The 22,530-nt window shown below is 45.4% G+C and carries 17 protein-coding genes; 8 read left to right on the top strand and 9 right to left on the bottom strand.

All coding sequences use genetic code 11. The features are described 5' to 3' along the window. Positions 1–172: 172 nt before the first annotated feature. The 5 genes from BMY75_RS13775 (at position 173) to BMY75_RS13755 (ending at position 7,632) form a co-directional block, all read left to right on the top strand. Positions 173–481, top strand: a complete 309-nt coding sequence (locus tag BMY75_RS13775) for a metal-sensing transcriptional repressor (protein WP_074834803.1) — start codon at positions 173–175, stop codon at positions 479–481. Positions 482–487: 6 nt separating this feature from the next. Then, the gene (locus BMY75_RS13770) at positions 488–3,025 is read left to right on the top strand and encodes a heavy metal translocating P-type ATPase (RefSeq protein WP_074834801.1); all 2,538 of its coding nucleotides are present in this window, start codon (positions 488–490) and stop codon (positions 3,023–3,025) included. 159 nt (positions 3,026–3,184) lie between these two features. After that, positions 3,185–5,554 carry an ABC transporter permease gene (locus tag BMY75_RS13765; protein WP_074834799.1) on the top strand — a complete coding sequence of 790 codons (2,370 nt, stop codon included), beginning with the start codon at positions 3,185–3,187 and terminating at the stop codon, positions 5,552–5,554. 178 nt (positions 5,555–5,732) lie between these two features. Next, positions 5,733–6,398 carry a response regulator transcription factor gene (locus BMY75_RS13760; protein WP_074834797.1) on the top strand — a complete coding sequence of 222 codons (666 nt, stop codon included), beginning with the start codon at positions 5,733–5,735 and terminating at the stop codon, positions 6,396–6,398. A gap of 1 nt (position 6,399) precedes the next feature. Further along, positions 6,400–7,632, top strand: a complete 1,233-nt coding sequence (locus BMY75_RS13755; protein WP_074834794.1) for a sensor histidine kinase — start codon at positions 6,400–6,402, stop codon at positions 7,630–7,632. Between the two features lie 61 nt (positions 7,633–7,693). On the opposite strand, the gene BMY75_RS13750 is transcribed toward BMY75_RS13755, so the two are convergent. The 4 genes from BMY75_RS13750 to BMY75_RS13735 all read right to left on the bottom strand — a co-directional run bounded on the left by BMY75_RS13750 (position 7,694) and on the right by BMY75_RS13735 (position 15,618). Then, positions 7,694–8,656 carry a DUF6612 family protein gene (locus BMY75_RS13750; protein WP_074834792.1) on the bottom strand — a complete coding sequence of 321 codons (963 nt, stop codon included), beginning with the start codon at positions 8,654–8,656 and terminating at the stop codon, positions 7,694–7,696. Positions 8,657–8,839: 183 nt separating this feature from the next. Beyond that, positions 8,840–10,243, bottom strand: a complete 1,404-nt coding sequence (locus tag BMY75_RS13745; protein WP_081350558.1) for an MATE family efflux transporter — start codon at positions 10,241–10,243, stop codon at positions 8,840–8,842. Positions 10,244–10,332: 89 nt separating this feature from the next. After that, positions 10,333–11,703 carry a TrpB-like pyridoxal phosphate-dependent enzyme gene (locus BMY75_RS13740; RefSeq protein ID WP_170844307.1) on the bottom strand — a complete coding sequence of 457 codons (1,371 nt, stop codon included), beginning with the start codon at positions 11,701–11,703 and terminating at the stop codon, positions 10,333–10,335. 411 nt (positions 11,704–12,114) lie between these two features. Then, positions 12,115–15,618 carry a clostripain-related cysteine peptidase gene (locus BMY75_RS13735; protein ID WP_074834789.1) on the bottom strand — a complete coding sequence of 1,168 codons (3,504 nt, stop codon included), beginning with the start codon at positions 15,616–15,618 and terminating at the stop codon, positions 12,115–12,117. A gap of 397 nt (positions 15,619–16,015) precedes the next feature. Here BMY75_RS13735 and BMY75_RS13730 point away from each other — a divergent pair, with 397 nt between their 5' ends. Both BMY75_RS13730 and BMY75_RS13725 read left to right on the top strand, forming a co-directional pair. After that, positions 16,016–17,038, top strand: a complete 1,023-nt coding sequence (locus BMY75_RS13730) for a hypothetical protein (RefSeq protein ID WP_074834787.1) — start codon at positions 16,016–16,018, stop codon at positions 17,036–17,038. A 23-nt stretch (positions 17,039–17,061) separates the two neighbouring features. Next, complete coding sequence (locus tag BMY75_RS13725; RefSeq protein WP_074834785.1) at positions 17,062–18,060, top strand: hypothetical protein; 999 nt, start codon at positions 17,062–17,064, stop codon at positions 18,058–18,060. 37 nt (positions 18,061–18,097) lie between these two features. Here BMY75_RS13725 and BMY75_RS13720 read toward each other — a convergent pair whose 3' ends face one another. Genes BMY75_RS13720 through BMY75_RS13710 form a run of 3 tightly spaced genes read right to left on the bottom strand, consistent with a single transcriptional unit; the run spans position 18,098 to position 18,974 of the window. Then, complete coding sequence (locus BMY75_RS13720; protein ID WP_242940243.1) at positions 18,098–18,361, bottom strand: hypothetical protein; 264 nt, start codon at positions 18,359–18,361, stop codon at positions 18,098–18,100. Further along, complete coding sequence (locus BMY75_RS13715) at positions 18,348–18,707, bottom strand: hypothetical protein (RefSeq protein ID WP_074834783.1); 360 nt, start codon at positions 18,705–18,707, stop codon at positions 18,348–18,350. The genes BMY75_RS13720 and BMY75_RS13715 overlap by 14 nt, the downstream gene beginning before the upstream one ends. 18 nt (positions 18,708–18,725) lie before the next feature. Next, positions 18,726–18,974, bottom strand: a complete 249-nt coding sequence (locus tag BMY75_RS13710) for a hypothetical protein (protein WP_074834781.1) — start codon at positions 18,972–18,974, stop codon at positions 18,726–18,728. A 110-nt stretch (positions 18,975–19,084) separates the two neighbouring features. On the opposite strand from BMY75_RS13710, the gene BMY75_RS13705 reads away from it, so the two are divergent. Next, a complete protein-coding gene (locus BMY75_RS13705) occupies positions 19,085–19,564 on the top strand; it encodes a metallophosphoesterase family protein (RefSeq protein ID WP_074834778.1) in 480 nt (159 codons plus the stop codon). A gap of 189 nt (positions 19,565–19,753) precedes the next feature. On the opposite strand, the gene BMY75_RS13700 is transcribed toward BMY75_RS13705, so the two are convergent. After that, positions 19,754–21,655 (bottom strand): GGDEF domain-containing protein, encoded by a 1,902-nt coding sequence (locus BMY75_RS13700; RefSeq protein WP_074834776.1) that lies wholly within the window; start codon positions 21,653–21,655, stop codon positions 19,754–19,756. Between the two features lie 52 nt (positions 21,656–21,707). Then, positions 21,708–22,250, bottom strand: a complete 543-nt coding sequence (locus tag BMY75_RS13695; RefSeq protein WP_074834774.1) for a DUF5662 family protein — start codon at positions 22,248–22,250, stop codon at positions 21,708–21,710. Positions 22,251–22,530: the final 280 nt, after the last annotated feature.

The raw sequence follows: 22,530 nt of genomic DNA, 5'->3' as shown, positions 1-22,530 counted from the left end.
AACATTCGATCCCACTTTGAGTGGGTTAGCCAGTAATAGCCACCTTTTAGGGGCGGTATTGATTTGGAAAGAAAGTAAAAAAATTGTGAAATGCCTTGACAAATACCCCGGTGGGGTATATACTGTATGCATAGAGAATACCCCGTGGGGGTATAATAGGAGATGATAATGTATGTCTGATACTGAACATATCTGCTGTTGTGACAGAAAAAAAGTCCGTAGTGAAAAAGAACGTCGTGAACTTATGAATCGACTGAAACGTATCGAGGGTCAGATACGCGGCTTGCAGCGAATGCTTGAAGAGGACGCATACTGTCCCGATATCCTTACCCAGGCATCGGCGGCAAACTCTGCACTGAACAGCTTTTGCAGAACTCTTCTTGCAGAACATCTGCGTACCTGTGTTTCGGAGGATATCCGTGAGGGGCGCGAGGATACGATCGATGAACTGATGAAAACTCTTGAAAAGCTTATGAGGTGATATTTAGTGGAGCAATATCAAGTCACGGGCATGAGCTGTGCGGTCTGCGCGGGACGTGTTGAAAAAGCCGTAAAGGAAGTCCCTGGAGTGACCTCCTGCAGTGTAAGTTTGCTTACGAATTCAATGGGTGTTGAGGGCGATGTTTCTGCGGCGGATATAGTTGAAGCTGTGGAAAAAGCTGGCTACGGCGCATCAACTAAAAGCGCTTCTCTTAAAGCTGAAACAAATGGCTCGCCATCCTGGGCAGATTCGGAAGCACTGAAAGACCGTGAAACACCCATACTGAAAAAACGCCTGCTGTGGTCGGTGCCTTTGCTGATGGTTCTGATGTATTTTTCCATGGGTCATATGATGTGGGGCTGGTATGTTCCCGCCGCTTTCGATAATCATGTGTTTCTTGGGCTTTTTGAACTGCTTATCGCGGCGGCTGTTATGGTCATAAACGGAAAATTTTTCGTTTCAGGTGTGAGCTCTCTTATCCACAAAGCACCGAATATGGATACCCTTGTAGCCCTGGGCTCGGGTGCATCTTTTGTATATTCGGTGGCTGAGCTGTTTATTATGATACTAGCTCAGGGAGAGGGCAGACATGATGTCGTGATGAAATACGGCATGAATATGTACTTTGAATCTGCCGCCATGATACCGACGCTTATAACTGTTGGCAAAATGCTTGAAGCTAAATCTAAAGGACGTACTACCGACGCGCTCAAAGGCTTGATGAGTCTTGCGCCGAAGACTGCTGTTCTGCTGAAAGATGGTATAGAAACAGAGGTGGGTATTGAAGAAGTACATGCGGGAGATATTTTCGCAGTGCGCCCAGGTGAGAAGATACCTGTGGACGGAGTTATACTCAAAGGCAGTACCTCGGTAGATGAATCAGCCCTGACAGGAGAGAGCATACCCGCAGATAAGTCCGAGGGTGACAGCGTATCGGCCGCTACCATAAATCAGCAGGGGTATATCCAGTGCAGAGCAACAAGGGTCGGTGAGGATACAACTCTCGCGGGTATAATACGGACTGTATCAGATGCGGCGGCAACAAAAGCACCCATTGCGCGTATAGCCGATAAAGTCTCAATGATATTTGTTCCGACGGTCATAGTGCTTTCTGTGCTGACACTTGCAGGTTGGCTGATAGCGGGGAAGTCCTTTTCATTTGCTATAGCGAGGGGTATTTCTGTGCTGGTGATAAGCTGTCCCTGTGCGCTTGGGCTTGCTACCCCTGTGGCGATAATGGTGGGCAGCGGTGTTGGTGCTAAAAACGGCATACTTTTCAAAACCGCTTCAGCACTTGAAGCCGCAGGCAGGACGCAGATTATAGCCCTTGACAAGACAGGCACCGTCACTGAGGGACACCCTGCTGTGACGGATATTATACCCATCGGAATAGATGAAAAGGAACTTCTGACCCTTGCCGCATCACTTGAAAAAAACAGCGAGCATCCTCTTTCAAAGGCGGTAACATCTGCGGTTGAGGGTCTTGCGATAAAGGAAGTCACCGACTTTGAAGTGCTTTCGGGGCATGGGTTGAGGTGTACGCTTGATGACAGAGAACTTGTGGGCGGAAGTCTGAGATTTCTGACTTCAAAAGGCATGACCGAACCTTCCCTGACCCAGCGGGCGAATGCCCTGGCAGAAGAGGGCAAAACACCGTTGCTGTTTGCATACGATGGTAAAGCCGTGGGTCTGATAGCGGTTTCCGACAGGATAAGAGAGGATTCGGAAAAAGCTGTGCGTGAGCTTAAAGGCATGGGGATAACCACCATAATGCTTACAGGCGATAATCACCGCACAGCAAAAGCCATCGCGGCGCAGGCTGGTGTTGACCATGTTATCTCAGATGTGCTTCCCGCCGACAAATCGGACGTAGTCACCGCCATGAAAAAGCTGGGCAAGACAGCTATGGTGGGTGACGGTATAAACGATGCCCCTGCACTTACTTCCGCAGACAGCGGTATAGCCATCGGCGCAGGTACTGACATCGCCGTTGATGCCGCGGATATAGTGGTGATGAAGAATCGTCTTTCAGACGTAACTGCCGCCATAAGGCTCAGCAGATATACTATACGCAACATTCATCAGAACCTGTTCTGGGCATTTTTCTACAATGCGGTGTGCATACCTCTTGCTATGGGGCTGTACGGCATTGAGATGAAGCCGATGTACGGCGCGGCGGCGATGGCACTTTCAAGCTTTTTTGTATGTATGAATGCTCTGCGGTTGAATCTGGTAAAGCCATATGATGCCGTTCACGACCGAAAGATCGGTCAGATAAACAGGGAAGCTATCGCAGAGATAGTTTCTTCGTCAGAAAAAAAGGAGGATAAAACCATGACAAAGACAATGAAGATCGAAGGTATGATGTGCCCCCACTGTGAGGCAAGTGTAAAGAAAGCTCTTGAAGCCATTGACGGTGTTGAAAGCGCAGCTCCCGACTATACCGCAGGAGTTGCAGTGGTTACGCTGTTGTCTGAGGTTGGTGATGATGTGCTGAAAAATGCTGTTGAAGCTAAGGATTACAAAGTGCTTGGTATCGAGTGATCCTAAATGATTTGTGATATCCGAAAGGCTGTGGGTTGAATACTCACAGCCTTTTGACATTTATTTCTTGGATCGCATGGTAAAATCTCCACTTGCTGATTTAATGATTATTTAATAATCCCCATGCTATAATGTGAACATAGAAACGGAGGGAACAATATGTATCTCAGAATATTAAAGAAAGATCTGAAAAGAAAAAAGACAATGAACATCATACTTCTGCTGTTTGTGATACTTTCTGCTATGTTCGCGGCATCAAGTGTGAATAATATCCTGTCGGTTGTAAACGGGCTGGACTATTTCTTCGAGAAAGCGAATATGCCCGATATGTTCTATGCCACCAGAGGTGAAAAGAAATCACAGTATATCGAGGAATTTTTGCAGGAGAATGAATATGTCACCGATTACAAGCGCGAGGATGTTATCTATCTCATATCCTCGAACCTTCAGCGTAACGGTGAAAACCTGTGTGACCTTGACAGGGTGGGTATGCTCAACAAGATCGATACGGTTGGCATAAATGTTTTTGACAGCAATAATGAGATGCTGACCGAGGTGGATAAAGGCAAGATCTACATTGCTGGTCAGGAAATCAAAAAGACCGATCTGGAGATAGGCGACAAGATAACTATAGATCTTGAGGGCGTTTCTAAGGACTTTGAGTTTGCGGGTTATATCAAGGATGCCCTTTACGGTTCTTCTATGATGTCCAATCCGAGATATGTTATAAACAGCGAGGATTACAGAGCCTTTGCTGAAAATGAAGCTATAAAGTCCGATTTTGCAGGAAATATGTATTATTTCAATATCAATGACGAAAAGGCGTTTACAGATGCTTCTGCTAAATACGCACCTTATCTTCAGCTGAATTTAGATATAAATCTTATCAGAATGACATACCTAATGGATATATTGGTTGCGGCTATTCTGATGGTGCTTAGTATAGGTCTGCTGATAGTTTCATTTGTGGTGCTGAGATTCACCATCGGTTTTACTATTTCTGAAGAGTTCAGAGAGATAGGCGTAATGAAAGCGGTGGGTCTTAAAAACAGCTCCATCAGGGGATTATATTTGGTGAAATACCTTGGCATCGCGGTACTTGGTGCTTTTGTGGGATATGTTATAAGTGTACCCTTCGGTGCGGCACTTCTTAAGAGCGTCAGCGATAATATGGTGCTTGGCAGTGATAACAGTGTGCTGATTGGCATAGTATGCTGTCTTGTAGTAGTTGCAATGATCATGCTGTTCTGCTGGAGATGCACAGCTAAGATTAACAAGCTTTCTCCTATAGATGCTGTACGCAACGGTCAGACAGGTGAGCGTTTCAAGAAACGCAGCGTTATGAGTCTCAGCAAAAGCAAACTTGGCAGCACAGGATTCTTATCCGTTAACGATATACTCAGCGCACCAAGGCAGTACGGTCTTATAACATTTATATTTATACTGTTCACGCTGCTGATAATGGTGCTGACAGCCACCGCGAATACCATCGACAGCGATTCGCTGCTGTATCTGCTGAGCGTTAAGAAGAGCGATGTTTATCTGACAGACAGTGAGCGTGGCATGGAGATCATAGGCGGTATAAAGACACCCGATGAAGCTTCGGAAGAGATAGAAAAGATACTTGCCGAAAACGATATGCCGGGCAAGGTCTGGGCTGAACCCTGGTATCAGCTGAACGTTGAGTATGATGGCAAGAACACCAATCTCAGTTTCCTGCAATGCAGCAAGACAGAGGCAACAGATTATGAGTATACCGATGGCTCAGCGCCTATGTATACCAATGAGGTAGCTTTTGCCGAAGCCGCCGCAGAGAAAATAGGTGTCAGTGTAGGCGATACAGTTAAGATAACCATTGACGGCAGCACCGATGAATACCTGGTATCCGCACTGTTCCAGAGTTTTGATCAGATGGGCATGGTTGGCAGATTGCATCAGGATATCGAGATAAAAGAAACAGCTCCATCCTCCATATTTGCGTTCCAGATAGATTTCGATGATGATCCGAGTAAGGAAGTGATCGACGAGCGCAGAGAAAAGCTGAAAGACATAATGAATGTCAGCATCGTTGAGGATTCAAGAGAATTCACCAAAAGCAGTATGGGCGTCGGCGATACTATGTCAACGGTCAGAGATCTTGCGCTGGTGCTTGCGGTTGTGATCATCATACTGATAAGTGTTCTTATGGAGCGCTCCTTCATCGCAAAGGAAAGATCTGAGATAGCACTGATGAAAGCTATCGGTTTTAAAGAACGCTCGGTAGTGGCACATCATACACTGCGCTTCCTGTTTATTTCTATATTCGCTGTAATTATTTCGGCATCCCTTTGCGTACCTTTCACTAAGCTGACTATGGATCCTATATTCGGAATGCTGGGTGTTATGAACAGCGTTGAATACAAGTTCGACGTTATCTCGATGTTCGTTATTTATCCCGCAGTCATCGTAGCCGCCACAGTGGTGAGCGTGCTTCTCACTTCCCTTTATACAGGCAATGTAAAGGCTTCGGATACGGCGAGCATTGAATAAGAAAAATACTATTCTTCAAACAGCCTGATATGTACACAGTAAACGACACCGATCTTTGAAAGCAAAATGAGATCAGATGTCGTTTGCTGTTTTCTCGGGAAATGAATTTTGCAGTTGACGTATCAGCAAAAGGGGAGTATAATATTAAATATAAGTACAAAAATATGCGAGGTGTGAAATGGTCGATATACTTATCGTTGAGGATAACAAGGAGCTCAGCGTTCTGCTGTGTGATTTTCTCAGGGCTGAGGGCTATACTGTAAGTACTGCTGAAAGCGGGGAAAAAGCTCTGACACTTTTTGAAAAATACGGCGCAAGACTTGTGCTGCTTGATATCAATCTTCCGGGCATCGATGGCTTTGCAGTGTGCAGGCGTATACGTGAGCAGAGCAATACACCGATACTGATACTTACCGCGCGTATTGACAGAGAGGACAAGCTGAACGGTCTGATCTTAGGTGCTGATGATTATATCGAAAAGCCCTATGATATCGATATTCTGATAGCCAAGGTCAAGGGCATTTTCAAACGCCGACTTGCTATGGACGATCTCTCAGACGGGGATATCACCCTGGATCTTACAGGCGGTACAGTTACCAAAAACGGAGAGTCTTTGCAGATGACAGCCAAGGAATTCGAGCTGCTAAGGCTGTTCATCGAAAACAAGGGACAGACGCTTACCAAGGAGTTCATATTCAATCGGATATGGGGTTCTGACAGTGAATCCGAGATACAGACGCTGACAGTCCATATCAAATGGCTCCGTCAGAAGATAGAGCCCGACCCAAAAGAACCCAAGCGAATACTGACGGTCTGGGGAAAGGGCTACCGCTGGGAGGGCTGAGATGAAAAGCTTCGACAAGCTTATTGTATTCTTCATTGTGATAATGGCGGTGCTGACAGCTTCCGTTGACCATGTCCTGCTTAAAGACCGCTGTGAGACATCGGGGTATTACCTTGTAGAGGTCAACAGAGTGAAACATCGGCTCGATGCGGGTGAAAAAGTCAGCGCCGATGATTATACTGCCATAACAGGGATATATGATATCGACGTAGATGATGAAGCCGCTTTTGATAGCAAGAGAGAGTATGTTATCTGCAAGGCAGGCGGCAGGCTTTACAGGATAGAGTATGATGACAGGACAGATAATGGCAGCAGGAAAGCGTTTGTCGCTGTGAATATTGCTTTCATCGCTGTCACGTTAAGCGGGCTGGCTGTACTTATGTATCTCAGGAGCAAGATGATAAAGCCTTTCAACAGGATAAGTGAACTGCCATATGAGCTTTCAAAGGGCAATCTCACTGACCCTCTAAAAGAGGACAAAAGCAGGTACTTTGGCAAATTTGTCTGGGGACTTGATATGCTGAGAGAGAAGCTTGAATCTTCAAAGCAGAAAGAGTTTGAACACGCGAAAGCCGAAAAGACCATGATACTTTCACTTTCTCACGATATCAAAACGCCGCTTTCTTCTATAAAGCTTTATTCCAAGGCGCTGGCAAGGGGACTGTACAGCGACCCGCAGAAGCTGGAAGAAGTCTACGGCAGTATCGGTGAAAAGGCAGACGAGATAGAGCGTTATCTTGAAGAGATAATCAAACATTCCTCAGATGATTTTCTCAGCTTTGATGTGGAGAACCGCGACTATTATCTTTCTCAAGTGATCGGTGGTGTTGAAGCATTCTACCGAAGCAAGCTTTCATTGAACGGTACAGAATTCATAGTGGAAGACTACAACGACTGCATGATTTACGGCGACCCCGACCGACTGACCGAGGTGCTTCAGAACATAATCGAGAATGCTATAAAATACGGCGACGGCAAAAACATAAAGATAAGTTTTTCGGATGAAGAAGACTGCCGTCTTGTGACCGTTAAAAACAGCGGCTGTGAACTTCCGAAGAACGAGCTTGACCACATATTTGACAGTTTCTGGCGTGGTTCAAATACAAACGGAAAACAGGGAAGCGGGCTTGGTCTATATATATGCCGCAGGCTTATGAATAGTATGCACGGTGATATCTTCGCCGATGTAAATGACGGATTTATGTCCGTTACAGCCGTATGCCGCAAAAGCTGATGATACAAAAAAGACTGTGCGATCACTTAGGTCACACAGTCTTTTGTATTGGTGCTTTAAATTATTTAGCGGAAAGTGCTGCTTCGGGGATAGCAACTTCATCATCAGAAACGCCGCCCCAGTTGTCGAAGTTAAGAGTCATGTTCATTGTCATATCCATCTTGATATCACCTGCTTCCTCACCACCAATTGAGTTTAACAGTTCGGACATATCGAAAGAGATGTTCTCCATAGACATACTGATAGGATAATAATCTTTACCGATAGTCATTATCATATTACCATCAGCTGTTGCGCCGCCGCCAATGTTGAGGAAAGCCTCTGCAACTTCACCGCCGCTTGAGAGGAGATCGCTGAAGGAGATGGTGATAACATAGTTGTCGCCGTCTTTTGTGAGAGTAGCGTTCTTGAATACCTCTTCCTCACCGATGATCTCGCTGGAGAAAGTATCTGTGATAGAGTCAGTGCCGGAAGTCTTTGCCCAGGTCTTGCCCTCATCTGTAGACAAATATGTGGTGCCGTCTTCTGCCTGATAGGTTTCCTGAGTCGCAGTCATAGGACCTGTACCCTCATCGGAAACAGTGGTCTGAACAGTGTGAGTATTCTTACCGTTTGTCTTTGAAACGATATCAGTAGTGTTTTTCATATTTGTGGTAGTGCCGCTCATGGTCATTACCATATCGATATCCATCTTTGCGGTAACTTCGCAGTTCTTGCTGTCAGCAGTGGTCTCCTTTACCTTAGAGAGCAGCTCGGTGAGCTCTTCATTAGAAGATGCAGCGGGCTTATCGGACTCAGCCTTGGACTCAGTTTCAGCCTTAGACTCTGCTTCAACAGCACTCTCAGCCTCAGCAGCAGATTCCTCAGTTGTTTCAGCTTCGCTTACGTCAGCCTCGCTGGCAACAGCTTCGCTTGCAGATGAAGCAGCAGTGGACTCAGTAGAACCCTTGTCGGTATCTCCGCAAGATGCAAAGCTAAGTGTGAGCGCAGCTACGCAAAGCATAAGTATCAGTTTCTTTTTCATAGTTCGATTATCCTTTCTTTCTTGAAATTATAAATTCCTAAATTATACAATGCTTTCCGCAAATAAATATCAAAAAATGAATTAACCTTTGCGGAATTGCGACTACATTATAACATTTATCTACCCAAAAGTCAATAGATTTGCTAAAAAATCGTTTTTTCAGACAATGCCATGCAGTACTTATCAGTGTTTTTCGGATATCTTTTTAGTGCTCAACGTCGAGCCTTTGAGCCACCAGCCGTTGAGGTAGTTGAGCCATGTAATTGTACAGCCTGTGCCAAAGCCAAAAAGCCCGTTCCACCAGATTATGCTGTAGCCGAAAAAGTCGCTGTACCTGAAAAGGTAGGTCACTATCAGGCGGACAGAAAGTGCACAGGTCGCGACAATGGTAGGCATGCCGCTGTGGTTGGTACCTTGGAATACTCCGAAAAGCGGGATATACACCGAAAGCACCACGTTGACCAGCGCAATCGTTCGCAGGTGCTGTATGCAGTAGCCTGCGGCGGCATCGTTCAGCTTGAAGAGGTTGATGATGTTCTGGGAAGTGAGCATTATCACTGCCGAGATAAGCAGTGTTATAACGACAGAAATAAGTATAGTCTGACGCGCTCCCTGCTTGACACGCTCGGGTTTTCCTGCGCCGTAATTCTGACCCGTGTATGTAGCAAGAGTAGTCTGGAAAGCGTTGCAGGGGAGATTAAGGTACATCTCTATCCTTGAACCCACCGTGAATGATGCCGTCATATTCTCGCCGAAATCATTGACTGCACGCTGAATTAAAGTCAGACCGATAGAAACTATAACAAGCTGCAGCGCGATGGGCGTACCGACTATCACGGTGCTTTTGGCAGCTTTGCTGTCCCAGACGTATTCTTTAAGCTTGAAACGGAAAACAGGATACTTCTTTATCATGTAGATATACGCTGCGATGAATGAACCAGCCTGTGAGATATCGGTGGCTATCGCAGCACCGAAAACTCCCCATTTGAAAACACCCACAAAGAGCAGGTCAAGGGCGATATTCAGCACCGATGATATAAGCAGAAAATAAAGGGTAGCCTTGCTGTCACCCACTGCCCTGAGTATCGATGAAAAGGCATTGTAGCCGAACTGAAAGATAAGTCCCAGGCAGTACCATCGGAAGTATTTCAATGCATAGTCATGGTAGGCAGGCTTAACACCCACAATATGGGTCAGCACAGGTTCGCTGACGGCTATACCGATCATCGTTGAAGCGATACCAAGGGCAAGCAGCAAAATAATGCCTGTTGATGCTGTTCTGCGGACGGCTTTTTCATTTCCTGCACCGTAGTGCTGTGCGATAACAACGCTGTTTCCTGAGGAGAAACCTATGGCTATCGCAAGGAAAAGAAAAGCGAAAGTTCCCGTAGTGCCCACACCCGAAAGTGCGTTCTGTCCTGCATTTCTGCCGACTATTACTGAATCGGCGGTATTGTATAGCTGCTGTAAAAGCGAACCTGCCAGCACAGGCATGGCAAAACTGATTATATGTTTCCACGGAGTACCCTCCGTCATCGTCCTTTTTGACATTATTATCACCGCTCCCGAAAAAATCACAATTACCATTATACTCCTATTTTTTCTGATTTGCAATCGGCTGAATAAACAAAAAGTGCGCCCTGCGGATAACCGCGGACGCACAATTAAATATCAGTTTAGTCTACTTTAGGAAGACCTGCAAATCCCTTAGCCAGATCTTCATCTGTGGGGATATAGTCGCTCATCTCACCATCGTTGAACTTCTGGTATGCTACCATATCGAAGTAGCCTGTACCTGTCAGACCGAAGAGGATGGTCTTTTCTTCGCCTGTTTCCTTGCACTTGAGTGCTTCGTCGATAGCAACGCGGATAGCGTGGCTGGACTCAGGTGCGGGGAGGATACCTTCGATACGTGCGAACTGCTGTGCAGCCTCGAATACCTTGGTCTGCTCAACGGATACAGCTTCCATCAGCTTATCATCATACAGCTGAGAAAGTGTGCTGCTCATGCCGTGGTATCTCAGACCGCCTGCGTGGTTAGCAGAGGGGATGAATCCGCTTCCCAGAGTGTACATCTTTGCCAGGGGGCAAACCATACCTGTATCGCAGTAGTCGTAAGCATACTTGCCGCGTGTAAGGCTGGGGCATGAAGCAGGTTCAACTGCGATGAAGCGGTAATCTGCTTCGCCGCGAAGTTTCTGACCCATGAAAGGCGAGATAAGTCCGCCAAGGTTAGAACCGCCGCCTGCGCAGCCGATGATTATATCAGGCTTTTCGCCCAGTTTTTCAAATGCAGCAAGGCTTTCAAGACCTATTACAGACTGATGCAGCAGTACCTGATTGAGTACTGAGCCCAAAACATAGCGGTAGCCTTCTGAACCTACTGCAACTTCAACTGCTTCGGAAATTGCACAGCCAAGGCTTCCTGTTGTGCCGGGGTGTTCTGCCAGTATCTTTCTGCCCACGTTGGTTGTATCAGAGGGTGAAGGTGTAACAGAAGCGCCGTAAGTACGCATAACCTCGCGGCGGAAAGGCTTCTGCTCGTAGCTTACCTTTACCATGTAGACCTTGCAGTCAAGTCCGAAGTATGCACAAGCCATTGAAAGGGCTGTGCCCCACTGACCTGCGCCTGTTTCGGTGGTAACACCTTTCAGACCCTGTTTTTTAGCATAGTAAGCCTGAGCGATTGCGCTGTTGAGCTTATGGCTGCCCGAGGTGTTGTTGCCCTCGAACTTATAGTATATTTTAGCGGGAGTACCCAGAGCCTTTTCAAGGCAGTAAGCCCTTACTAGCGGAGAGGGTCTGTACATCTTATAGAACTCGCGTATCTCCTCGGGGATATCAATATAAGCATCGGTAGTGTTCAGCTCCTGCTGTACCAGCTCATCGCAGAATACAACGCCCAGCTCTTCGGCTGTCATAGGCTTTAATGTTGCGGGATTGAGCAGGGGAGCGGGCTTATTCTTCATATCAGCCCTGACATTGTACCACTGCTTTGGCATTTCACTTTCTTCAAGATAAGTCTTGTAAGGTATATTTTTGTCCATGATTAATAAAACTCCTTCTCTATATGCTGAAATAATTATCAACTTTTGATATTATAGCACACTAAAGCGATAATGTCAAGGCTTTTTTTCGCAAAAAATGCGTGACTGAAATAGTTACTGTATCTTTATAGAAATAATGCATAATAACATTAATTGGAATTTGTTGGTATAGTCGAAAATTGCTGCTGGCGGTGGTTTGCTGGTTGTCGCCCCTCGTTCCTCGGGCCGAGCTGTCAAATAACAGCGACTGCGTCGGCTGTGGCTTATGCTGTCCGATTTCAGGCGCGGCGATAATTATCCGCACATAGAGAGAGCGTGGGCAAAAGAATTGCTCACGCTCTGAAATTTTGTTAGCGGTGACTGCGTCGACCGCGTGCCGCGCCTATGTCGGAAGTATTTGTAGGTTTGCTTTTATTTAGTCAGCTTGATAACAGAAGAGCCGTCGATACTCGTCAGCTGTGTGCCGTTGGACTTGAAGCAGGTGTTCTTGGGATCAACTGTGATCTTCTTAATCTTATATCCCGAGAATGCACAAGTACGTATTCTTCTTACAGAGGGACCGAATTTCAACTCTGCCAGATCACTTGTGTTCTGCATTAAGGATATACCGAATGCGCCTGCGCCGATGTATTCAAGGCTGTCGGGAAGAACTATCTCTTTAAATCCTGTACAGCCCTCGAATGCGTAGTCGCCGATCTTAACAAGGGTCTTAGGGAATGTTATCTTTTTCAGACCCTTTTCCTCGCCCTCAGTCTTTCCTATGGTAAGACCCTTTTCGTAACTTCCCGTGAAGGCGTAGCGGCCTATCTCGGTAACGCCCTCGGGTACTATGAACTCCTCATGTGCCATGCCTGTAAAAGCGATGAGCTTTTTCTTATCCGCTGTGTAGAGTACATTAGCGTCAGCTGTGTAATTCTTGTTGCCGCTCTCAACGGTTATCTTGTCAAGTGCAGTACAATTGCTGAAAACGCCGTCGCCGATAGAAGTAACGCTCTTGGGTATCTTTATCTCCTTCAGACCTGTACTCTCAAATGCGAATGCACCTATGCTTTCAACAGTAGAAGGTATCTCGATGCTTTCAAGATCTTTATAATAGCTGAACATTGAATCGGGGATAGTTTTCAGCTTCTTGGGAAGAGTGATTTTCTTGGTAGTGGTTGAGCCAGATGAAAGTCTGCCGATGTATTCAACGGAATCAGGGAATACTATCTCTTCGGGGTTAGTTCCTGCGAAAGCGCCTGAACGTACAACAGTTACCTTTTTGCCGTCTACCTTATCGGGTACAGTCAGCTTCTTGGTCTCCTCCTTGCCTTTTTTCTCAAACTTAACAAGCTCGGCATGGTCATCGAGTATAGCGAATTTTAGTACGCCCTTATCAACCTTTTGCTCTTTGAGTTTTTCGGTATTGCCGTCCTTTATTGTCCAGCAGCCGATATTGCTGCAATACTCCTTGCCGTCGATGGTGAATACGCTCATCTGTACTGCATATTCGCCCGCTATCTCCGAGGGCTTGCAGGCTTTAACATCAAAGTTATCGCCCAGCAGGCTGAATTCGCCGCCCATGAGACCCTCTTTGCCCTCGCTGTAATGCTTGCGTGGCTCCTTTTCATCTGGAATATAGCTTACTATCGGTGATTCAAATGCCAGCCACTCACTGAGGTCGATATCGTCCTTTGAAGTTATAGGCATTCCGCTTGAAGATGACAGGTTAGCAGTGATACCGGTGATAGCAGCATTGCCCTTTTTATCAACGTTAGATGTTATATTAACGTAAAGATACTCGTCCGAAAGATCGCGGGTAGAGCTTAAAGAACCTGACGAGCGGTAACTGCCGTTGCCCAGGAACTTTGTCGGGCAGAGATTTGGCTCTGCTTCCTTATCGGTAACAACACCGATAAGTGTCGGGTCGAGATCCATCTTGGCGATGCCCTTATCATCGACTTCGGCAGGAATGTAGATCACATATGGAGCCCAGTTTTTGTCGCCGTCGCTGATAGCTACATTTTTTAGTACAGTGTAGTAAACACCACGGATATTCTTAATTTCTTCTTTAGGCAGCTGAGAATAGGCATATCCGTCGTCCTTGTAATCCTTATTGGAGGACTTAGCGCCTTTTTCAACTACTTCAAGGTCAAGCTTTGCAAGGCTTGAATTTGAGTTTGCAGTTCCTGTGCTGCTATCTGGCTTTGATGAACTGTCATCTTTCTTGGAAGAGCTTGACTCAGCCTTTGATGAGCTGCTTTCTTCTTTTTTGGAAGAACTGCTCTCTTCTTTTTTAGAGGAGCTTGATTCAGTCTTGGAAGAGCTGTTGCTTTCTTTCTTGGAAGAGCTGTTATCTGGCTTGGAAGTTGAAGAAGATGTGCCTCCCGAAGTTTCGCTCAGCAGAGTGTTCATCAGTGCCTTGTATTCAGCGTTGATGGGGGTATTCTGGATATAATCGCTGCCGCCCAGATAATTCAGGATAACAAGGCTTGTATCGAGGTCGGCTGTGCTGTTTGAAAGCGGGAAGTATAACGACATACCGCAGGTATTTGCGATAGTGGTAGTGCCGTCTATCAGCATATCATTCATGGCGGATTTCAGCTTCTTTGTCTCATCGGTATATGTGCTCGAAAGAGAAGTCACCATAGTGCCCAGATCGGCAAGGTCGAAGCTTGCATAGCTGTGTACACCATTGAGAAATTTGTCGTATGATCTTGTATCGCCGGTTTGCAGATCATCGTTCATTGCTTTGCATACGCCGCCAACAGCGTCCTTTACCTTGTCGGTCTTTGAAAGATCGAATGCGGCGAGAGTAGCATCGGAGATATAGCAGTGTGAGCTTACCTCTGAAAGATAATCAAAGTAGGTCTTGATGATGTTCTTGCAGATCTTTGGGGTATCGGTGGTGCCCTTTACGTCTTTGAGGAACTCATAGTTCCAGCCGCAGCCGGGTTCCGAATCAGCGGAAGCTACCAGATATTCAGCGTAGTTTTGCCAGAGATCTGCTATCTCTATCGAGGACATTACGCAAGCGTCAAAGCCCACGAATTTCAGCTTGTTTTTCTTGAAGTCAGATTTTTCGAGGGCAGTCTTCATCTCAGCGAGAGTAAGGCTGTCTCCAAGCTTAGTCTTGCTGTCCACATTCAGCTCGTCTGAACCGTATCCAAGAACAGGTCCGCCGCCGTGATCCCAGCAGATCAGCGCATATTCGTCAGCAGGATACTTTGAAGGCGCATCTTTCAGGAACTCGCTGAAAGTCTCGGATTTTCCCATGTTTTTCTTATCAGTCTCGTATATGGTTATGCCTGCGCCGTTATCGCCTTGTATATCAGCATCCTTGGACTTATACTCGATATAAGCGTTCTTGCCGGAGGGATATCCGGGGATCCACCATGTTTGAGCGCCGCCGCAGTATACCACAAGGTTTACATCTTTGTCGTCGAGACCGCTGTATATCATTTCTCCGATATCAACAGTGGCGGCTTTCGATGCCTGTTTGCTTTCCAGGTCAGAGCCTACCATATATACCATTATGGTCAGCTTTTTCTTATCTTCTTTCTTTTTGTCGGACCATTTTCTGGCTTTGCCCGAAGTGCTTACATTCGCCCTTGTGTTGGAAGTCGTTCTGAGTGAGCCTCTTTCTACGGACGAAAGAGAAGTCATTCTCATATTGTCGGCTATTGTATCGCCGTTTGAAAGATCAACGACTTTCATGCCGTTTTCATCTTCGGTGGTCTCTGCGTCTGTTGTATCTTCCTCAGCTGTAGTTTCTTCCGGGGTAGTTTCTTTTTCCGCAGCTGTTGTAGTGGCAGCAGCTGAAGAATTATCAGCAGCCGAAGAATTTTCATCTGCCGGTTTGTCGCTGCATCCTGCCATAAGAGATGCTGTCAGCATCAGTGCGGTTACCGCACTGATAATTTTTTTGTTTTTCATCGGATCCCTCCTGTTGTATTTTGATCGGACGCTTTTTGTTATTCAGTGTCAAATATCAGTAAATATATTAAAAAATCACCAACTGATATTTTAACACAATAAAGACATTTTGTAAAGATAGATCACATAATTTTCAACTATATAGCGGTATGTTGTCACATACAGGAAGAATTTTTGTAAAAACTGCAAAGTTAAAAATTTTTATCAGTTATTTTAGTGGAAGATTGAATTTGCTTTACAACTGTGAGATCCTTTTATTTCCAGTATTTCGCTGCATTACTGCACGAAGACTCATCTATCCCTAAATGTAAAAATATGTACAGTAGTGTCTTTACATTTGCAGGGAAATGTGATATACTAATTAATGATATATCTTTAATGAAAGGGGGCTAGCTCTGTGAGGATAAAAGCTGCGTCGGTATTGCTTACGGCGTTGATGCTTTGCGGGTGTACTGTCACTCCGCAGGCTGAAAAAAATAACAGTAACAAACCAGTGGCAAGAGATTACGAAGAGGATATAAATGATTCTCCGGAGATCCAGACAGCCCATATCGAGCCGGATGATAAAGACTACGAATATGGCGGAATGCTGGTGTACAGCGATTTCTCGGTTGGCGATGATTTTAATTTTCTCGATTCATGTGTGAATGAGCGTCAGGATGTCTGGACATACAACTACTGGGGCGCTTATGACGAGAATGACGAAAAGTACCGCGATCTGCATTTTTTTCAGCGTACACCTAATGAATGTACGCCCTATGATATCGAAGAATACTATGGCGGCAAGTCAAAGTCCGTATCAGAAGATGATGATAAGATCTGGCAGCTTGCAAAGCTTGTAGATAATACTCCTTTTCTTATAAACATAGCTCATGCGGAGCATTATTTCGATTATAAGTATCCTTTCCCTAAGGGCTCCGGCAGATTGGGGCAGTATGCGGGTCTGCGTTTCTATTTTGATGGCAAGGGACAGATGGTACTGGCGGTGATGTATCTTAATGATGATCTTATGCCCCTTTGTCAGGTGGACAGAGATGATTATACCTTTAGAGAAACGTTTGAAAAGTATTCACCCGATGGCTGCACTCTTGTACCTAAAGTAATGCTTAAAGGCATGGAGAGCTGGCAGCAGCTTCCTGCTGATGAGGGCTTTCCTGTGCTGACATTCAAGGACGGCAAAGTAAAAGTTGAATGTAAACAGACCAACGGATCTAGTGTCGATGGTACAGGCGCACTCAAAACAGGTGCAGAGATGGGGTATACCGAAACAGATGATTCAGTTGAATTTGACCTGCCTGCAGGCAGCGACAGCATGACGACTTATCTTTCCTACAACCGTTATCTTGATGCTTACGAACTCCATGATCCTTACTGGCGTGATAAATACGGCTGTACTCTGCTTATGTGCAAATCGAAATAAGTAATGAAAGCGGATAATATTCTATGAAGAATAATGAGATAAAAAAAATAATGAATGATAACCGCAACGATATCGCTAAAGCCTCAAGGCTGATGGTCGGTATTGTATTGGGTGCGGTCATTATAATAGGTGTTGTATTTTATGGTATAGCTCCGAAGACAAAAAAGTCGGATAAAAGCGATAAAAATTCTTCGGCGGTTGAGGCCAGTGCTGAAAAGTCGGCAGTTGTAATGGACGATGAGGATTCCGAGTGGGAGGATACACGCGAAAGACCTATTGGTCATCTTTATCGCGTTGCCGCTGATACTACCGTCACTGATAAGAGCGGAGAATATATCGGTGCAGCAGGAGAGGGCGAGCTGTTTTCTTCCTACGATGAACTTGAAATATCAAAGTTCGGAACAGGTCAGCAGATAGAAGTGGAGTATCTGTCCCAGAGAGGATATCTCCTGGCTGATGACCTTGAGGAAGTTGGAGCGGCAACGGTTCTTCCCACAGCAGGCAACAGCATTAAGACAGACTCAAATAACTCGACTTTCCCAAGTGATACCGAAGACAGCGGATTCATAGCGGCTGCTGCACTGGTAAATTGCCAGAAGCTTTATAAATGGGATAAGTATGAGCTGAAAGATGCGGCAGGCACTCTTGGCACAGGAGAAGACTATGTCAAACTGATAGAAGAATATTCGGGCGGCGACCTTATAGCTGAGAAAAAAACTCCCATCAGCGCCGAAAACTTGGTGTCGTATATCAAGGAAGGCAGGCGGATACTTCTGCCGGTTCGTTACTACGATGGTATCGCGGATTTTGATTACAGTGAATATTATGGTATCAGTTCTGGTACACAGTATGTAGTTGTATGCGGATATGAAACCGAAGAAGATGGCGGTATCCTTTTCTACTGCTGTGACCCGTTCTACGGCACTGGTGGCAGGAGCCTGGTTTCTGTCAGTGCGGATACTCTTGTTGCTTCGGCGGAACTTGTAGACGACGCACGAAAAGGCATGATAGTTCTGAGATAATATTAAAAGCTGTCCGTTCATGTTGAACGGGCAGCTTTTATAATAACAGATATGCAAGCCCCATCAGCAGCTTAATGTCGGCGCCCTGCTTGTAAAGAATGAATATCAGCAAAGCGATGAGCGCCTTTTCTTCGTCTATCTTTATACCCCCGAGCAATTCTGAGACATTCGCCCGGACGTTTGAATCCTCACATTTCTCCTCGTGATGTGTCACAGCATCACGGGAGCGCTGCTGCATCTCCAGCACGCGGCGCATAGCGTCCTCTTGCATTTTGCTGAAATTGCTGTCATATGATGCCAAGAAGCCCGCCTCCTCCGAGACCGCTTTCTTTCAGTGCAGGATAAATATTCATCAGACGGTATATCTTTATCACTCTGTCCAGCTTTGCCCGCGTTTCTTCTTTCAGCAGAGGTCTGAGGGCCGTCATAAGGCGGATATGGTCGTCATCCTTTGAAGCGGTCTGCAATATCTTTCCCAGCTGCATCAGCTTAACCGTGTCTATGCTATTCGCATCGGATTGTACCGCAGTCGTAGCGGGCGTGACATCGGGCTTATCACTGCTCAGCATACCGGCGAGTTCACGCAGCTGCTTCATGCTTTCTTCGTCGCTCAGTACGTCCTGTATCCTGCTCATCATATCCTCCATATTATCCTCCTTTTTACGCTATTTACCCGAAATCTTCCGCATAAGAGCTTGTGCCTGGGGGCTTTCCATCAGCTTCTGACAAGCATTTTTATCTGCAAGAGTTTTTGTGAACTTCTCCTGCTGAGAGGCGGGAAGTTTTTTCAGCACATTGCCTAAGTCCCCACTGCTTATCTGTCCTGCAAGAGTTTCTGGCGCAATGCCGAGCTTTTTTGCAGCTTCCTCAAGCAAGGGTCTCATGTTCTCTGAAGTTTGTCTGTTATCAGTCATATCATGACCTCCTTAAAAATTTGTAAATATTCACATACTTGCACTAATTCTCTTGATTTTTATTTTTAAATGTGATATACTATACACAGTTTGGGAGGGGGGAGCAGTCCATGAGGATCATTGTATTTTCGGATACACACGGTAATTTTGCCGCTATGCAAAAGATAATCAAGCGCAACGGTGACGCTGATCTGTTTATCTTTCTGGGTGACGGTCTTTCGGAGTTCCGAAAGCTGAAAACTCATTATCTTGATAATAATATGATATGCGTCAAGGGAAATTGCGATTTCGATAAGGAGCTCCCCGAAAGCATGGTCTATGTTCTGCCCGATGGCAAGCGTATGTTCCTTGCACATGGTGATAAATGGGGTGTAAATTTCTCTGTTGAGAACATTTATGAGAAAGCCAAAGAGGAAGAATGTCAGTTTGCTCTTTTTGGACACACCCATAAGCGCTATTATGAACAGCGCGGTACTATGCTGATACTTAATCCGGGCAGTGCCGGTCAGCCACGTGACGACAAACCGCCGTGTTATGCATGGCTTGATATCACTCCTACCGGGGTGATCCATAATTTCGTTAATCTTTGATGCGAGCGCACCTGTGGGTGCGTTCTTTTTTATTATATGCTAAAAAAATATCTTTTGAACCAATCTTTTCCGACATATAACGACAAAAGCGTCCGCACATTACTGTGCGGACGTGATATTTTTATGAAGTTATGGTCAATGAAGGGGATAATGTGCTTGAAAGTGTACTGAATTTTGTACATTCGGCTTTTATTTCATATATTTGCTGCTTGCGTGATGACGACGTTTGCACTCATACATTTTTTCGTCTGCCGCTTTCATTGCCAAATCAATGTTTTCTTTGTCTGTGACTTTAAGGCAGGCATCGCCTATGCTCAAAGAAAGCCTGAAAGGCTCTTTGTCGGTTGCGTTGAATTTTTCGGTCTCTTCTTCAATGCTTTTGAAATATTTCTTGGCAGGGCAGATGCCGTCAATGACCGGTATCACCACGATGAACTCATCTCCGCCGAACCTTGCACACACCGCACTGTTTCCGGCCATGCTGCTGATTATCTTTGAAGCGGCGATTATAGCTTTGTCGCCTGCATAATGTCCGAAATTGTCGTTTATGTATTTGAGTTTGTCAAGGTCTATGGAGAACAGCGCAAAGTTCATGATGCCGCTTTCGGTGAGTTCAGCCATTCGCATATAGAATCCCCTGCGGTTGTAAATACCTGTCATGGGGTCGCGCATATGCATATCCGCCACCTTGGCGTAGGCTTTCTGCAGACGTATCTTGGTTTTCAGTGTTTCGAATATCTCGTTGGTGTTGCTGACTAATCTCTGGGTGAACAGGAAGTCGAAACCCTTGCTGTCCATTGCGGCGACAAGATGTCCCATACTGTTGCCCTGGTAACTCAGCGGAGTTATCAGCAGTGCCGAATGTTTTTCAAGCACATTTTCAAGGTTCGGAAGTATCTCTTTGCGGCTAAATGGGATATCAAAAGTATATGTCTCGGGAGAAGCAGTTCCACCGCAGTTTTCACATTGTACGAACAATACCATATCATCTGTGGAAAATAATTCTTCAGTGTTATCGCTCTGTTCATCTCTGAGCAGCCGCGGGTCGATACAGCACCATACGGGGCATTCACAATATTCGGGTATCATTCTTGCGAACTGTTCGTAACTGTTCAGTTCTCTTATATGAGAGCTGTACTCAAACATCTTGCGCTCGTGTCGTTCTCCGTCTTTTATTAAAAGAAACAGCTCTATAAGCTTGCTGTTCTTATCCGCTTCGGCGTGAGGTACACAGCCGCAGGACTGCGATACTCTCAGTTTATAAGGAATGACCGTCATTCTTTCTTTTGGAGTACTGCCTGCCATCATTTCGTCAAGCATATCAAAAGAAGTCCTGCTCAACTGATCTGGTTCGCAGGCGGCGGTAGTAAGGCGGGGCAGCATATATTTTTCTTCTTCGATACCATCAAATCCGCTTAACAGAACGTCTTTGGGAACGTCTATGCCCCTGCTCCTGAGAAAATTTATGCAGGTCATGGCTTCCGAGTCGTTGACACAGATTATAGCATCGGGTGGCTCGGTCTCACCGTTGTAGAATCTCTCCAGAACTTCAAGGGTAGGACCTTCCCAGAACTGTCCGTATCCGAAGCGTTCTGGCTCGAATTTACGACCGTTTTCAGCAAGCACCTTTTTGAAAACGTTCAGTCTTTCTTCCGAAAAACTGTTGTTTTCCATACCGCCTATAAAATTCAGCCGCTTTGGCTTGTGAACTTCCACCATATGTCTTACGACCTGTTCAAAGGAACTTCCATAGCTGAAAGTTACGCAGAAGCAGTCGGGAACATCTCTGTCAACGCACACAAAGGGCTTGCCTAAAGCTTTTGCATGTGAAAGAACTTTCTGCCAGAGTTGTTCGCTCTTTATGCTTTCGGGCATGAGTATAAGACCATCGAATACAGGTGAATCCATCAGCCTGAAGATCTCGGTCTCGGCATGGGTGTAATCGATTCCATAATATGTAAAATTGCTTATGACGATGGTTTTATATCTGCGCTTTTCGGCTTCATGTATCAGAGACATCACAGTGTTCTGTGTGCCCGAATCATGTATACCTGCGCAGACTATACCAATGATCTTCTGATGGTTGCTCATGGCTTTCATCCCTTTGTGTTATATGTCGTATGTCATACAAAACTGTCTGATATCAGTAATCCCTGAGTTTTCTGATATATGCGAAAGTACGGCGTTCTCCTTTGTTTTTCAGCATCACCAGAAGTCTTTCAAGCAGTGCCGAAGTTTCCGGGTGAATCATACGGCTCTTTTTGCCTTTCATGAAATAAGCCAGCGCAGAACTGTCGTTGTATTTTTCTTTCATATATATCTTGCTTGCCGCAACTCTGTCGCAGAACATCTCTTTGACGTACTTGATCGGCACTTTCACGGGACTCATCACCCTTGTCACAGGGTCGTAGTCAGTCCAGTACTCAAAATGATGTTTGTTACGTCCCTTGTGATGCATCCACGCATATGAGAATCCGTATTCGTCTCTTTCGCCCTCATGAGGGGAGCGGTTGCCCTGAAAATATTTTACTCCGTAAGAGAATTCCTCTATTGAAAATTTTGAGAGATCGTGGGTAAGCCCCTGTAGGGGTATACCTGCACGGAAACAGTTCTTCATCACCTCATGGCGGTGACGTGCAACTGTCCTGAAATGTTTCAGTGCTTTTTCATTGATAACACTGTCCATAGCAGTACACTTCCTTAATTTTCGTGATGATTTTCGTGATTTCGCACCCTGAAGGCGCTTTTCTCCATCTATTATACCAAATCTGTGCCGATTTGTAAAGAGAATTTTATGCTTTTTTTCTTTGGACTGTCTGTGCTATTTTCGCTTATATTTTTTTAAGTTTTCACATAACTATCAAATATTCAGAGTATGATATAAACAAGATAAAGAGAGTGATAAAGAACATTTGATAATAACTTTTTTTCATATATTTTTTTCTCCAATTTCTCCACCTCTTCTT

It is taken from the genome of Hominimerdicola alba (genome assembly GCF_900109655.1).
GTDB classification, from domain to species: domain Bacteria; phylum Bacillota; class Clostridia; order Oscillospirales; family Ruminococcaceae; genus Hominimerdicola; species Hominimerdicola alba_B.
This window is presented reverse-complemented; position numbering and strand designations above follow the sequence as displayed.